Here is a 13,550-nt window from a genome sequence, read left to right on the forward strand (position 1 = left end):
TCATGATGCGCGAGCACATCGAGGCCTTGCGCCAGCGCTTCCTGACGAGCGGCGACGACGCGGACCTGCCCATCGTCGATGCCCATCATCACTTCTGGGATCTGGAGCGCAACTATCATCCGTGGCTGCGCGACGTGCCGCGTATTCCATTTCGTTACGGCGATTACGAAAGCATCTGCCGCGACTTTCTGCCCGACGATTACTTCGCGCAGGCGGGCAATCATCGCATCGTCAAGACAGTGATGATGGAAGGCGAATGGGACCCGCGCGATCCGACGGGCGAGGCGCGCTGGGCCACGGCGCTGCATCAGCGCACCGGCTTGCCGAGCGCGATGGCCGCGCAGATCTGGCTCGACCGCGACGATGTGACCGATGTGCTCGCCGCCTATCGCGACTTGCCGCTCGTGCGCAGCGTGCGGCACAAGCCCACGACCGTGCCGCGCGCAACGCATGGCGCCGATTTCAACGCGCCCGGCTCGATGCGTTGCGAGCGCTGGAGGCGCGGTTATGCGCTGCTCGAAGCGAGCGGCCTGATGTTCGAGTTACAAGCGCCGTGGTGGCATTTCGGCGAGGCGAGCGAACTCGCGCGCGACTTTCCGCGCACGACAATCATCGTGAATCACACGGGCCTGCCCGCCGATCGCAGCGACGAAGCGCTGGCCGCGTGGCGGCGCGCGCTCGATACGCTCGCGCGTCATCCGAACGTGTGGCTGAAGATTTCGGGCATCGGCGAGCAGGGCGTGACATGGAGCGCCGCGCGCAACGGCCCGGTCGTGCGCGACGCGATCGCGAGCTTCGGCGCGACGCGTTGTCTCTTCGCGAGCAACTTTCCCGTCGACAGTCTCGTGGTCACGCTCGACGATCTGTTCAGCGGCTTCAAGGCAATGGTCGCCCAGCGCTCGCGCGAAGAGCGTCTCGCGCTCTTTTACGACAATGCGTGCGCACTTTACCGGATATAGATACTCATCAAGGAGACACTCTCAACATGACTGCACCGATCTATCGCGGCGTGTTCCCCGTCGCTCCCACCATCTTCGATGACAACGGCAAGCTCGATCTCGAAGGCCAGAAGCGCGCCATCGATTTCATGATCGACGCGGGGTCGCACGGCGTGTGCATTCTCGCCAACTTCTCCGAGCAGTTCGCGCTCTCCGACGCCGAGCGCGAGGCCGTGCAGCGCACCGTGCTCGAACATGTCGCGGGCCGCGTGCCGGTGATCGTCACGACCACGCACTTCGGCTCGCAGATCTGCGCCGAACGCAGCCGCGCGGCGCAGGACGCGGGCGCGGCGATGGTCATGGTGATGCCGCCGTATCACGGCGCGACCATTCGCGTGAGCGAGCGCGGCATCCAGGAGTTCTACCAGCGCGTGTCGGACGCGATCGACATTCCCATCATGATTCAGGATGCGCCGGTCGCGGGCACACCGCTGTCCGCATCGTTTCTCGCGAAACTGGCGAAGGAAGTCGAGCACGTCTCGTACTTCAAGGTCGAGACGGCGCAGGCGGCGTCCAAGCTGCGCGAGCTGATCGAGCTGGGCGGCGACGCGATCGTGGGTCCCTGGGACGGCGAGGAAGCCATCACGCTGATTCCGGATTTCGATGCGGGCGCGACCGGCGCGATGACCGGCGGCGGCTATCCCGACGGCATTCGCAAGATCGTCGATGCGTATGCGTCCGGCGATACCGGGCAGGCGGCGGCGCTCTATCAGCAATGGCTTCCGCTCATCAACTACGAGAACCGCCAGTGCGGGCTCGCGGCGTGCAAGACGCTGATGAAGGAGGGCGGTGTGATCCGTTCGGACGCGGTGCGCCATCCGCTCGCGCCGATGCATCCGAAGGTGCGCGAAGGGCTGCTCGAGGTGGCCCGCAGGCTCGATCCGCTGGTCCTGCGCTGGGGCCACTGAGCCTGGATCGATAGCGCGCGCCGAGTCTGAATGGCCGGCGCGCGGTCAAACTCGGAAGCGTTCGCCGCTCAGTCCGGCGCAGTCATTCAGATGGCCGCTCCTCGTATTGGCCCGCCCGATGTTTCCGTGGGCATCGAAATAACCGTTCGATTCGAGACGTCCGTGTAGTCGGTGTTCGTCGCGGGATCTATGGAGTTGATCTCGGCGCGCATGAGATCGTCGACGCCATCTCCCGAGCCGCCGTTGAGCCAGTCATAACCCCACGCATGCTTGTCGGCCCGGGCGTTAAGCGCGCGGGGAAGCTGATTCGACGCCCGCGACGGAATTGGAGAACACATCCCGCATCCAGTATTGTGTGCGGTGTGGCGATGCGGCCAGCGTGGCCGACAGCGTCGGTCTGGTAAATTGACGGGTCTTAGGTATGATCGCGGTCTTTCATATGAGGAGATTGGACTGATGAACAAGCAGGAACTGATTGATGCAGTGGCCGCCGAAGCCGGCTTGAGCAAGGTCGCCGCCGAAGACACGATCAACGCGGTGTTGAACACGATTTCGAAAGCGGTCGCCGAGGGCGACGCCGTTCAGCTGATCGGCTTCGGATCGTTTGGAACCGGCGAGCGCTCCGCACGTACCGGCCGCAATCCGCAGACGGGTGAAGCCATCGAAATCGCGGCCGCCAAGACGGTCAAATTCACGGCAGGCAAGGCGTTCAAGGACGCCGTCAACCAGGCGTGACAACAGGCGGCCCGGGGACGACGCATCGCGCGTCGTACCGGTCCGCCAGCTTTTTTTGCTTACAACAAGCCTTCGTTCGGACCGTCAAGCAAGCTTCGTTCCGTGAATAACGGCTGCGTCACCCCTGAAATCGCGCGTCTTCCGGCCGGAACCGGCACCCGAGCCGATATCTCGAACCCGGATGCACAAAGCGCGCGAAGGTCACCGCGACACCATTCATCCAGGTGCGCCTGACGAGCGCGAGACACGGCTCCTCGGGACCGATTTCAAGCAGCCGCGCTTCGGAGCGCGTCGGCAGGCACGCATCGACGACATGCTCGATCTCGTGCGCGGGCACGCTGGCCGACAGAAACTCCGAGGGCCGCAGGGCGTCGAAGTCCTGCTCCAGAAAATCCGGCACGGCCGCCGGATTCACATAGCGATCTTCCAGCCGCACCGGCACGCCGTTTTCACGATGCACGCCGATCAGATGAAACACGGAAGAGCTGGGCGGCAGGCCGAGCGCATTGGAGACGGCGGGCGGTGCGCTTTCGCGTTGCGCGATCACGGTGTGGTAGTCGTATTCATGACCGCGAGCCCGAATCTCTTCGCCGATATGGGCGATCATCAGAAGCGTCGACTGCGGCTTCGCCTTCGCCACGAACGTGCCCACGCCCGAGTGCCGCGTGATCCAGCCTTCGCCGGTCAGCTCGCGCAGCGCGCGGTTGATCGTCATGCGCGAAACGCCGAGCGACTCCACGAGACTCAGCTCGGACGGAATGCGGTCGCCGGGCATCCACGCGCCCGACTCGATCTTCCCGCGAATGAAACTCTTGACCTGAGCGTAGCGCGCAAGCGGCGTGTCGGACTCGCCCGCGATGTCCGCGCTTGCGATGTGCTTCACCGTCGTCGGTGCCGACATGGCCTGATCTCCTTTCGCTGCGCACGCCATCACGCCTGTTCGTCTTGCGGACCTCGCGACCAGAACGCGTTGCGATCGAAATAGTTCTGCAGGAACTGCCGCAGGCGCGGATGCTTCGCATCGTGAAACACCTCGCGTGGCTTGCCCTGCACCGCAATGCGCCCCTGATCGATGAACACGACCTTGTCCGCCACCTGCGCGGCGAAACCCATCTCGTGCGTGACGACGGCCATCGTCATGCCGTCGCGCGCGAGCTGCTTCATCACTTGCAGGACTTCACCGACGAGTTCGGGATCGAGCGCGGAAGTCGGTTCGTCGAAGAGCATGATGTGCGGTTCCATCGCCAGCGCGCGCGCGATCGCGACGCGCTGCTGCTGGCCGCCGGAAAGCTTCGCGGGATACGCATCGCCCTTGTGCGCGAGGCCCACGGTCTCGAGCATCTGCCCGGCGCGTGCGCGCGCCTCGTTGCGCGACAGTCGGCGTACGCGCAGCAGCGCCTCCATCACGTTGTCGAGCGCGCTCATGTGCGGCCACAGGTTGAACTGCTGAAACACCATGCCGACATTGCGCCGCACGCGGTTGATCTCGGCATTCGATGCGCGCACGCGCCGACCGTTGCGCGCGCCATAGCCGAGCAGCTCGCCTTCGATACGCACTTCGCCTTCGTCATAGGTTTCGAGCGCGGCGAGACAGCGCAGCAGCGTGCTCTTGCCCGATCCGGACGGGCCGATCACGCAGACCACTTCCGACTTGCCGATGTCGAGATCCACGCCGCGCAGCACTTCCGTTTCGTTGAAGCGCTTGTGCAGCCCGCGCACTTCCACGAGCGGCGCCGCGGGCGCATTCACGAAGACCGGAACCTCGCCGAGTTCGGAGGGAGAGAGCGGGGAATCGATCATGGCAGACGAGTCCAGGTACGTTCAGGCAAGAAAGCGGGTCACGCGCGTTTCGACCCACATCCCGGCGCGCGATGCGAGTTCGACGAGCACCAGATAGCAGACGCACAACGCGAGCAGGGTTTCGACGAACGCGAAGGTCGCCGAGCCGATGCCCGTCAGCACGAACGTCAGTTCCGGCACGGTGACGATGGAGAGCACCGCCGTTTCCTTGCTGAGCACGATGATGAGATTGACCAGCGCGGGCACGATCAGCACGAGCATCTGAGGAATCTGGATGCGCCAGATTGCCTGCCAGTGCGTGAGTCCGAGACAGGCCGCCGCTTCCAGATGACCGCGCGGCACCGCGCCGAAGCCCGAGCGGAAGACTTCGGCGAAATATGCGCCGCCATAGAGCCCGAGACCGACCACGCCCGCGGTGAGCGGCTCCAGCGTGATGCCGAACGAAGGTCCGCCGTAATACAGCAGAAAGAGCTGCACGAGAAACGGCGTGCCGCGAAACAGTTCGATATAGACGCGCAGCGCGCCGCGCACCCATCGTCCGCAAAAGAGCTGCGCGAGCGCGATACAAAATCCGATGACGATGCCGAGCGCGACGCCCGCGACCCACGTGCCGAGCGTGGTGGCGAAACCCGCGCCGATAGCCGGAAGGTTGTGCGTGAGGATGGTGGGATCGAATTGCTGCATGACGGCGTTCTCAGGCGAGCTGCAGGCGTTGTTCCGCGGCGTGCGCGGCCAGCGAGAGCGCGCCGCAGATCACGAAATAGATGAGCCCCGCGGCGGTATACGCTTCGAGCGGACGATAACTGCTTGCCGCGATGTTCTGCGCGGTGCGCGTGATTTCGGCCACGCCCACCACGGAGATCAGCGACGACGCCTTGATGAGCAGCACCATCTCGTTGACGAGCGAGGGCAGGGTGAGACGAAACGCCTGCGGCACCTGAATGCGGCGCAGCATGTCGAGCGGCGAGAGTCCGAGCATGCGCGCGGCTTCGAGCTGTCCTGGCGGGATGCTCATGAAACCGCCACGCAAAATTTCGGCGACGTAAGACGCCGAGCAGAGCGCCACCGTACTGATGGCCGCGACGAGCGGCGGCACGTTGACGCCCACGAACGGCAGCAGGTAATACACGAGCAGCAGTTGCACCAGCATCGGCACGCCGCGAAAGAAGAACACGTACGCGCCGCCGGCCGTCTGCCATGCGCGGCTGGAAGACAGCCGCGCGGCGCACACCGCGACGGCCACGAAGAAGCCGATCAGCAAGCCCGCCAGCGATATGCCGACCGTGGCGAGCGCCGCGTGCAACAGAAGCGGCACGCCCTGAACGAACACATTGAAGCTGAACATGGCGATGGCCTTTCCGAAGAGCGCGCCGAAACGTCGCTCAGTAGTTCGGCGTGGGCAGCGTGGAAGGCACGTCCATCGCGACGCCGAACCACTTCTTCTGCAGGGTGGCGAGACGGCCGTCCTTGTTCACTTTCAGGAGCGCCGCATTGAACGCGTCGGCGAGCGGCTTGCTGTCCGCGTCCTTGCGCAGACAGTACGCGAAATACACCTTCGCGCCGAAGGGCGGCTGCACGACCGCGAACGTTTCAGGCCGTTGCTTCGCGACATAGGCGATGTTGGTCATCGAGTTCGCCACAGCGACGATGCGCCCGGCCGCGAGATCCGCATAAGCCTGATTGTTGTCGATGTACTCACGCACTTCGGGCGGCTTCGGCAGCGTGGCGATGTAGGCCTTCATCTGGTCGAGCTGCGCCGAGCCCTTGCCGCCGCCGACGATCTTGCCCGACACATCCGCCGATTGCTTGATGCTCGAATCGTTGGCGCGCTTGAGGAACGCGTCGGTGGCGTCCGCCACGGGAAGCGTGTACGTATAGCGCTCCATGCGCGCCTTGGTCACCGTGATCGGGCCGCCGACCATGTCGAACTTGCCCGCTTCGAGGCCGGGCAGAACGCTCGGCCACGGCAAGTCGATGAAGCGCACTTTCACGCCCAGTTCCTTGCCGATCTCCGCGAAGAGGTCCTTGTTGAAACCCGACTGCTGACCGTTCTCCAGAAAGTCGAACGGCGCGAATTGCATCTCGGTGCCGACCACGAGCTCGCCGGCCTTCTTGACCTTGGCGAGTTGATCCTCGGCGTAAGCACAGGCGCTCGCGGCGCACAGCGCGACCATCAGCACATGTCGTTTCCAGCCTGCAAGCATCTTCATGAGACGTCTCCAAGGAGGCGCGCGCAGGGCGCGGAGGTCGTGCATTGGGCGCAGTATATACCGCAGATTTTCGGGTACCCAAGCAAAAAAGAATCAGGGTTTCGACACATCGGGTTTCACCGGATGCGCAATGGAAGAAGCCGAGAAAACCCCTATGAAAAGGCGCTGCATTGCAGCTTGCATGCGATGAATTGGCGGTATATACAACCAGAAATCGTGCATGCCGCACGACCTGCCAGCGAGGAACCATCGATGCCCGCTACCCGAATTCCCGTGATCGACTTCGCCGGCGTGCTGGAAGGCGATGCCGCCGCACTGGCCCGAGCGGGCCGCGAAATCCATGAAGCGTGCACCACCATAGGCTTCTTTTACATCGTGAATCATGGCGTGCCGCAGGCGGTGATCGACGCGGCGTCGCAAGCCGCGCGCACGTTCTTCGCGCATCCGGTGGAAACCAAGCGGCGCGCGGCGGTGAATCAGCGGCATCGCGGTTTCAATTCGCTCGGCGATGCGACCATGTATCAGGCCAAGAAGCCCGACTACAAGGAGTTCTTCAGCATCGGCCTCGAATTGCCGGAAGACGATCCGGATGTGCTCGCGGGACAGGCGCTGCGCGGACCGAACAACTGGCCCGATTTCATGCCCGAACTGCGGCCCGTGTTGTATCGCTATTACGAAGCGATCGGCGCATGCGGTTCGCATCTGTTGCGCGCGGTGGCGGCGAGTCTCGGTATCGACGAGCAGTTCTTCGCGGCGCGCTACGGCAAACGCATGCAACGCACGCAGATGGTCTACTACCCGCCGCAACCGCCTCAGTCCGACGAGGATCAGTTCGGCGTCGCACCGCACACGGACTACGGCTGCATCACGCTGTTGTGGCAGGACAACGTGGGCGGCCTGCAAGTGCGCGAGATCGCGAGCGGGACATGGATCGATGCGCCGCCCATACCGGGCAGCTTCGTCGTGAACGTGGGCGATCTGCTCGCGCGCTGGACCAACGATCGCTTCAGGTCGACCTTGCATCGCGTGATCAATGCGTCGGGGCGCGAACGCTATTCGATCGCGACGTTCTACGATCCGACTTACGACGCCATCGTCGATCCGGTCGATCTCGGCACGCCCGCCGGCGAGTCGCGTCACGCGCCGGTTGCGGCGGGCGACTACATTCTCGGACGCATCAACGACTCGATGGGTTATCGCAAGAAGCGCGCGGCAGAGCAGGGCTCGGCGGCATGAGCGGCGCATCGTCCGTGGTGCTCGAACGTGTCATTAGCGCGTTGCGTGAAGTGCTCGGCGATGACGGCGTGCGCACCGGCGACGCCATCCCCGCCCACGCGATGACCGACTGGACCGGCTACACGCCCACACGTCCCGCCGCGCTGCTGTTGCCGCGCTCGACCGATGAAGTCGCGCGCGCGCTCGCACTCTGCAACGAAGCGGGTGTGCATGTGGTGCCCCAAGGCGGCATGACGGGACTCGCGGGCGGCGCGATCGCCGCTGCCGATGAGATCGCGCTGTCGCTCGCGCGTTTCGCGGGCATCGATGAAATCGACATGGCCTCGGCCACGATGACCGTGCGCGCGGGCACGACATTGCAAGTCGCGCAGGAAGCCGCGAGCGCCGCTGGTTTCGAACTCGGGCTCGATCTCGGCGCGCGCGGCTCGTGTCAGATCGGCGGCAATCTGGCGACGAACGCGGGCGGCAATCGCGTGATCCAGTCGGGAACGGCGCGCGATCAGGTGTTAGGTCTCGAAGCGGTGCTCGCGAGCGGCGCGGTTCTGAGCTCGATGACGAAGATGACGAAGAACAACACGGGTTACGACCTGAAGCAGTTGTTCATCGGTTCGGAAGGCACGCTCGGCATCATCACGCGTGCGGTTTTGCGGCTTCATCCACCGCGCGGAATCCGACATACGGCGCTCGTCGCGCTCGACGATTACGATGCGGCCGTGAAGCTGTTACGCACGTTGTCGGCGCGCTTCGGTAACGACATCGGCGCATTCGAGATCATGTGGCCAGACTTCTTCGGCTTCGGCGTTGCGCTGACGGCGCAGGCGCGCTCGCCGTTCGCGCAGGCGCATCCGCTCTATGCGCTGATCGAGCATGCGGGACTCGACACGAACGATCAAGGCGAAGCCTTTTTTGCCGCGCTTGCACACGCGCTCGATACCGGTCTGGTGCGCGACGCGATCCTCGCGCAATCGGTGGCCGATGCGCGCGCGCTCTGGGCGGTGCGCGAATGCACCGCCGAGTTTCCGTCGCGCATGGACCCGGTCAACTTCGATGTGAGTCTGCCCATTGGTTCGATCGGCGAATTCGTCGATAAGTGCCGCGCGGCGCTCGATGCGCGCTGGCCTTCGAACCGCTCGTATTACTTCGGGCATATCGGCGACTCGAACCTGCATGTCACCGTGGATGGGCGTTCGGTTCCGGATGTCGCGCACGAAGACATTTACGCCTTCGTGTACGACATGCTGCAACCGTATGGCGGATCGGTTTCGGCGGAGCATGGCATCGGCTTGCTCAAGCGCGCGTATCTGCCGCTCTCGCGATCGCCCGACGAACTCGCGGCCATGCGTGCGATCAAGGCCGCGCTCGATCCGAAGGGCGTTCTGAATCCGGGCAAGGTGATCTGAGCCGTGCCCTCACGCTGAACGACTCAATCCAGCACGACGGCCGGAACACGCACCCAGCCTTCCATCAGCACGCGCGCGCTGCGGCTCATGATGGCTTTCTTCACCTGCCATTCGCCGTTCGCTTCGACCGCTTCGGCACCGACACGCAACGTGCCCGACGGATGCCCGAAGCGCACCGACTGCCGCTCGCCGCCGCCCGCCGCGAGATTCACGAGCGTGCCCGGAATCGCCGCCGCCGTGCCGATCGCGACGGCCGCCGTGCCCATCATCGCGTGATGCAGCTTGCCCATCGACATCGCGCGCACGAGCACATCGACATCGTCCGCGCCGATGCGCTTGCCGCTCGATGCGACATACTCGGCGGGACGCGCGACGAACGCGATCTTCGGCGTGTGCTGACGCTTCGCTATTTCATCGAGGTTCTTGATGAGCCCCATGCGCAGCGCGCCGTAGGCGCGAATGGTCTCGAAGCGCTTCAATGCCGCGTCGTCGCCATTGATCGCGTCCTGCAACTCCGTGCCCGTGTAGCCGATGGCGTCCGCGTTCACGAAGATCGTCGGAATGCCCGCGTTGATCATCGTCGCCTTGAAGGTGCCGATGCCGGGCACTTCGAGATCGTCGACGAGATTGCCCGTGGGGAACATCGAGCCTTCCGCGCCTTCTTCTTCCGCGGCCGGATCGAGAAACTCCAGTTGCACTTCGGCGGCGGGGAAGGTCACGCCGTCCAGCTCGAAATCGCCGGTTTCCTGCACGGAGCCATTGGTCATCGGCACATGCGCGATGATCGTCTTGCCGATGTTCGCCTGCCAGATGCGCACGGTCGCAATGCCGTTGTCCGGCACGCGTTCGGGATCGACGAGTCCGCCCGTGATCGCGAACGGTCCCACCGCCGCCGAGAGATTGCCGCAGTTGCCGCTCCAGTCGACGAACGGCTTGTCGATGGAAACCTGCCCGAACAGATAGTCGACGTCATGACCGGGCCGCGTGCTCTTCGAGACGATGACCGTCTTGCTCGTGCTCGAGGTCGCGCCGCCCATGCCGTCGATCTGCTTGCCATAGGGGTCCGGGCTGCCGATCACGCGCAAGAAAAGCGCGTCGCGCGCGGGACCGGGCACGCGCGCCGCTTCGGGCAAATCGTTCAGGCGAAAGAAAACGCCCTTGCTGGTGCCGCCTCGCATGTAGGTAGCGGCGATCTTGATCTGAGCTGCGTGTGCCATGTGATTCCTTGGTTAGAGAAGACGACGCGCCGCGCCGTCTCCGAGCGCTATCAGGCCGCTTCTTTCGAGGATTCCAGGAAGTCCTGAGCGAAACGTTGCAGCACGCCTCCGGCTTCATAGATCGAGACTTCTTCGGCCGTATCGAGCCGGCACGTCACCGGCACTTCGACGCGCTCGCCATTGCCGCGATGGATCACGAGCGTGAGGTCCGCGCGCGGCTTGCGCTCGCCGATCACGTCATAGGTCTCGGTGCCGTCGATGCCGTACGTCTGGCGATTTTCGCCCTGCTTGAATTCGAGCGGCAACACGCCCATGCCGATCAGGTTCGTGCGATGAATGCGCTCGAAGCCTTCCGCGACGATCGCTTCGACGCCCGCGAGCCGCACGCCCTTCGCGGCCCAGTCGCGCGACGAGCCTTGCCCGTAATCCGCGCCCGCCACGATGATGAGCGGCTGCTTGCGCTCCATGTAGGTTTCGATGGCTTCCCACATGCGCGTCACGCGGCCTTCCGGTTCGACACGCGCGAGCGAGCCTTTCTTCACCTGACCATCGACGACGGCCATTTCGTTGATGAGCGTCGGGTTCGCGAAGGTCGCGCGCTGCGCCGTCAGATGGTCGCCGCGATGCGTCGCGTAGGAATTGAAGTCTTTCTCGGGCAAGCCCATTTTCGCGAGGTATTCGCCCGCCGCGCTGTTCGCGAGAATCGCGTTCGACGGCGAGAGATGGTCAGTTGTGATGTTGTCGCCGAGCACGGCGAGCGGACGCATGCCCTTGAGCGTGCGCTCACCCGCGAGCGCGCCTTCCCAATACGGCGGGCGGCGAATGTAGGTGCTTTGCGCGCGCCAGTCGTAGAGCGGGCTGATGGTCTCGCCGCTTTGCGCGGTCAGCGCGAACATCGGTTCGTATACCTTGCGGAACTGCTCGGGCTTCACGCTCTGTTTGACGATGGCGTCGATCTCTTCATCGCTCGGCCAGATGTCCTTGAGATAAACGGGTTGTCCGTCTTTGCCGACGCCCAGCACATCGCGTTCGATATCGAAGCGGATCGTGCCCGCGATCGCATACGCGACGACGAGCGGCGGCGACGCGAGAAACGCCTGCTTCGCATACGGATGAATGCGGCCATCGAAGTTGCGATTGCCGGAGAGCACGGCGGTCGCGTACAGATCGCGATCGATGATCTCCTGCTGAATCGCCGGGTCGAGCGCGCCTGACATGCCGTTGCACGTCGTGCACGCGAACGCGACGATGCCGAAGCCGAGTTGCTCCAGATCGGGCAGCAAATTGGCTTCCTGCAGGTACAGTTCGACCGCTTTCGATCCCGGCGCGAGCGACGACTTCACCCACGGCTTGCGCGTGAGGCCTTGCGCATTCGCATTGCGAGCGAGCAGCGCCGCCGCGATCACGTTGCGCGGATTGCTCGTGTTCGTGCAGCTCGTGATCGCCGCGATGATGACCGCGCCATCGGGCATCTGTCCCGGCGTTTCTTCCCATTTGCCCGCGATGCCGCGGCTCGCCAGTTCGGAAACGGGCAGGCGCTTGTGCGGATTCGAGGGACCTGCCATGTTGCGCACGACCGTCGAGAGATCGAAGCGCAGCACGCGTTCGTATTCGGCGTGTTCGAGCGAATCGGCCCACAGGCCAGCGGTTTTCGCGTATTGCTCGACGAGGCTCACTTGCTTGTCGTCGCGGCCGGTGAGACGCAAATATTCGATGGTCTGTTCATCGATATAGAACATCGCGGCGGTCGCGCCGTATTCGGGCGCCATGTTCGAGATCGTTGCGCGGTCGCCGAGCGTGAGGCTCGACGCGCCTTCGCCATAGAACTCGAGATACGCGCCGACGACCTTCTCCTTGCGCAGGAATTCGGTGAGCGCGAGCACGATGTCGGTTGCCGTGATGCCCGGCTGACGCTTGCCGGAGAGCTCGACGCCGACGATGTCCGGCAGGCGCATCCACGACGCGCGGCCGAGCATGACGTTCTCCGCTTCGAGCCCGCCCACGCCGATCGCGATCACGCCGAGCGCATCGACGTGCGGCGTGTGGCTGTCGGTGCCGACGAGCGTATCCGGATACGCGATGCCATCCACCGCATGAATCACCGGCGACATGCGCTCCAGATTGATCTGATGCATGATGCCGTTGCCCGGCGGAATCACATCGACATTCTTGAACGCTTTCTTCGTCCAGTTGATGAAGTCGAAGCGATCTTCGTTGCGCCGGTCTTCGATCGCGCGGTTCTTAGCGAACGCGTCCGGATCGAAGCCGCCGCATTCAACGGCAAGCGAATGATCGACGATGAGCTGCACCGGCACCACCGGATTCACCTTGGCCGGATCGCCGCCCTGGTCCGCGATCGCGTCGCGCAGGCCGGCGAGATCCACGAGCGCCGTCTGGCCGAGAATGTCGTGACAGACCACGCGCGCCGGGAACCACGGGAAGTCGCGCTCGCGCTTTCTTTCGACGAGCTGCGCAAGCGAGGCTTCGAGGATCGCCGGATCGCAGCGGCGGACGAGATTTTCAGCCAGCACGCGCGAGGTGTAAGGCAGCTTGTCATACGCGCCTGGCGCGATGGATTCGACGGCTGCGCGCGCGTCGAAGTAATCGAGCGAGGAGCCGGGCAGGGGTTTGCGGTTTGCAGTATTCATCGCCGTGTCTCGGTCATTGCATGGTCTCTCGGGCGCCATGCTCAAAGGGTATTGTGGGGAAGACCCCTTCGTCTGGATATTCGGGCTATTTTAGGCGCCGCTGGCTTCACGGTTCGAGGCAAGAGTATGGCTCAACTCGGGGTTCGATGATTGCCGGCTTTGCATTGCCTGCGGCTGAGACAGGACTTGCAGCTCAAAAAAAGGGCGCCGCCGCCGGGTGCGACGGCGGCCCCGAAACCCTCACGTATCTCGCGTATCACGCAAAGGGGGTATGTACTTCACGAACGCTTGGCCAGCGGCACGAACTCGAGGTTCTCCGGCCCAGTGTAGTTCGCGCTCGGCCGGATGATCTTGTTGTCGATGCGCTGCTCGATGATGTGCGCCGCCCAGCCGGAAGT

General features: G+C 64.1%; 13 protein-coding genes and 1 pseudogene. 5 read left to right on the forward strand and 9 right to left on the reverse strand.

Annotation, left to right across the window (positions count from 1 at the left end; genetic code table 11):
- Positions 1 to 2 precede the first annotated feature (2 nt).
- Positions 3 to 959: an amidohydrolase family protein gene (locus AWB79_RS11695; RefSeq protein WP_061167565.1), complete on the forward strand. Its 957-nt coding sequence runs from the start codon at positions 3 to 5 to the stop codon at positions 957 to 959.
- A gap of 26 nt (positions 960 to 985) precedes the next feature.
- Positions 986 to 1,906, forward strand: a complete 921-nt coding sequence (locus AWB79_RS11700) for a dihydrodipicolinate synthase family protein (protein WP_061167566.1) — start codon at positions 986 to 988, stop codon at positions 1,904 to 1,906.
- Between the two features lie 86 nt (positions 1,907 to 1,992).
- On the opposite strand, the gene AWB79_RS11705 is transcribed toward AWB79_RS11700, so the two are convergent.
- The gene (locus AWB79_RS11705; protein WP_061167567.1) at positions 1,993 to 2,244 is read right to left on the reverse strand and encodes a hypothetical protein; all 252 of its coding nucleotides are present in this window, start codon (positions 2,242 to 2,244) and stop codon (positions 1,993 to 1,995) included.
- Between the two features lie 118 nt (positions 2,245 to 2,362).
- Between AWB79_RS11705 and AWB79_RS11710 the strand changes: the two genes are divergently transcribed.
- A complete protein-coding gene (locus AWB79_RS11710) occupies positions 2,363 to 2,641 on the forward strand; it encodes an HU family DNA-binding protein (RefSeq protein WP_061167568.1) in 279 nt (92 codons plus the stop codon).
- A 118-nt stretch (positions 2,642 to 2,759) separates the two neighbouring features.
- On the opposite strand, the gene hutC is transcribed toward AWB79_RS11710, so the two are convergent.
- Genes hutC through AWB79_RS11735 form a run of 5 tightly spaced genes read right to left on the reverse strand, consistent with a single transcriptional unit; the run spans position 2,760 to position 6,651 of the window.
- Positions 2,760 to 3,542, reverse strand: a complete 783-nt coding sequence (gene hutC / locus AWB79_RS11715) for a histidine utilization transcriptional repressor HutC (RefSeq protein WP_096031530.1) — start codon at positions 3,540 to 3,542, stop codon at positions 2,760 to 2,762.
- Positions 3,543 to 3,571: 29 nt separating this feature from the next.
- Positions 3,572 to 4,441, reverse strand: coding sequence for an amino acid ABC transporter ATP-binding protein (locus AWB79_RS11720; protein ID WP_061167570.1), 870 nt, complete (start codon positions 4,439 to 4,441; stop codon positions 3,572 to 3,574).
- Positions 4,442 to 4,462: 21 nt separating this feature from the next.
- A complete protein-coding gene (locus AWB79_RS11725) occupies positions 4,463 to 5,125 on the reverse strand; it encodes an amino acid ABC transporter permease (protein WP_061167571.1) in 663 nt (220 codons plus the stop codon).
- 10 nt (positions 5,126 to 5,135) lie between these two features.
- The gene (locus tag AWB79_RS11730; RefSeq protein ID WP_061167572.1) at positions 5,136 to 5,786 is read right to left on the reverse strand and encodes an amino acid ABC transporter permease; all 651 of its coding nucleotides are present in this window, start codon (positions 5,784 to 5,786) and stop codon (positions 5,136 to 5,138) included.
- A gap of 37 nt (positions 5,787 to 5,823) precedes the next feature.
- On the reverse strand, positions 5,824 to 6,651 hold the full coding sequence (locus AWB79_RS11735) for a transporter substrate-binding domain-containing protein (protein WP_061167573.1): 828 nt from the start codon (positions 6,649 to 6,651) through the stop codon (positions 5,824 to 5,826).
- A 252-nt stretch (positions 6,652 to 6,903) separates the two neighbouring features.
- On the opposite strand from AWB79_RS11735, the gene AWB79_RS11740 reads away from it, so the two are divergent.
- Both AWB79_RS11740 and AWB79_RS11745 read left to right on the forward strand, forming a co-directional pair.
- Entirely contained in the window at positions 6,904 to 7,887 is a 984-nt protein-coding gene (locus tag AWB79_RS11740; protein ID WP_061167574.1) for an isopenicillin N synthase family dioxygenase, read from the forward strand.
- Positions 7,884 to 9,287: an FAD-binding oxidoreductase gene (locus AWB79_RS11745; RefSeq protein WP_061167575.1), complete on the forward strand. Its 1,404-nt coding sequence runs from the start codon at positions 7,884 to 7,886 to the stop codon at positions 9,285 to 9,287. Before AWB79_RS11740 ends, AWB79_RS11745 begins: the two co-directional genes overlap by 4 nt.
- A gap of 23 nt (positions 9,288 to 9,310) precedes the next feature.
- Here AWB79_RS11745 and prpF read toward each other — a convergent pair whose 3' ends face one another.
- The 3 genes and pseudogenes from prpF to AWB79_RS38180 form a co-directional block, all read right to left on the reverse strand.
- Entirely contained in the window at positions 9,311 to 10,504 is a 1,194-nt protein-coding gene (gene prpF / locus AWB79_RS11750) for a 2-methylaconitate cis-trans isomerase PrpF (RefSeq protein WP_061167576.1), read from the reverse strand.
- 50 nt (positions 10,505 to 10,554) lie between these two features.
- On the reverse strand, positions 10,555 to 13,152 hold the full coding sequence (gene acnD / locus AWB79_RS11755) for a Fe/S-dependent 2-methylisocitrate dehydratase AcnD (protein ID WP_061167577.1): 2,598 nt from the start codon (positions 13,150 to 13,152) through the stop codon (positions 10,555 to 10,557).
- A gap of 278 nt (positions 13,153 to 13,430) precedes the next feature.
- Positions 13,431 to 13,550, reverse strand: a pseudogene (locus AWB79_RS38180) (2-methylcitrate synthase); the annotation flags it as partial.

The sequence above is a fragment of the Caballeronia hypogeia genome (assembly GCF_001544875.2).
In the GTDB taxonomy this organism is placed as follows: Bacteria; Pseudomonadota; Gammaproteobacteria; order Burkholderiales; family Burkholderiaceae; genus Caballeronia; species Caballeronia hypogeia.

What these genes read in the sequence shown, in the direction of transcription:
- AWB79_RS11735 (WP_061167573.1), bottom strand. Translation starts at nt 6,651, where the DNA reads ATGAAGATGCTTGCAGGCTGGAAACGACATGTGCTGATGGTCGCGCTG.
- AWB79_RS11745 (WP_061167575.1), top strand. Translation starts at nt 7,884, where the DNA reads ATGAGCGGCGCATCGTCCGTGGTGCTCGAACGTGTCATTAGCGCGTTG.
- AWB79_RS11720 (WP_061167570.1), bottom strand. Translation starts at nt 4,441, where the DNA reads ATGATCGATTCCCCGCTCTCTCCCTCCGAACTCGGCGAGGTTCCGGTC.
- AWB79_RS11730 (WP_061167572.1), bottom strand. Translation starts at nt 5,786, where the DNA reads ATGTTCAGCTTCAATGTGTTCGTTCAGGGCGTGCCGCTTCTGTTGCAC.
- AWB79_RS11725 (WP_061167571.1), bottom strand. Translation starts at nt 5,125, where the DNA reads ATGCAGCAATTCGATCCCACCATCCTCACGCACAACCTTCCGGCTATC.
- hutC (WP_096031530.1), bottom strand. Translation starts at nt 3,542, where the DNA reads ATGTCGGCACCGACGACGGTGAAGCACATCGCAAGCGCGGACATCGCG.
- AWB79_RS11740 (WP_061167574.1), top strand. Translation starts at nt 6,904, where the DNA reads ATGCCCGCTACCCGAATTCCCGTGATCGACTTCGCCGGCGTGCTGGAA.
- AWB79_RS11700 (WP_061167566.1), top strand. Translation starts at nt 986, where the DNA reads ATGACTGCACCGATCTATCGCGGCGTGTTCCCCGTCGCTCCCACCATC.
- AWB79_RS11705 (WP_061167567.1), bottom strand. Translation starts at nt 2,244, where the DNA reads ATGTGTTCTCCAATTCCGTCGCGGGCGTCGAATCAGCTTCCCCGCGCG.
- acnD (WP_061167577.1), bottom strand. Translation starts at nt 13,152, where the DNA reads ATGAATACTGCAAACCGCAAACCCCTGCCCGGCTCCTCGCTCGATTAC.
- prpF (WP_061167576.1), bottom strand. Translation starts at nt 10,504, where the DNA reads ATGGCACACGCAGCTCAGATCAAGATCGCCGCTACCTACATGCGAGGC.
- AWB79_RS11695 (WP_061167565.1), top strand. Translation starts at nt 3, where the DNA reads ATGATGCGCGAGCACATCGAGGCCTTGCGCCAGCGCTTCCTGACGAGC.
- AWB79_RS11710 (WP_061167568.1), top strand. Translation starts at nt 2,363, where the DNA reads ATGAACAAGCAGGAACTGATTGATGCAGTGGCCGCCGAAGCCGGCTTG.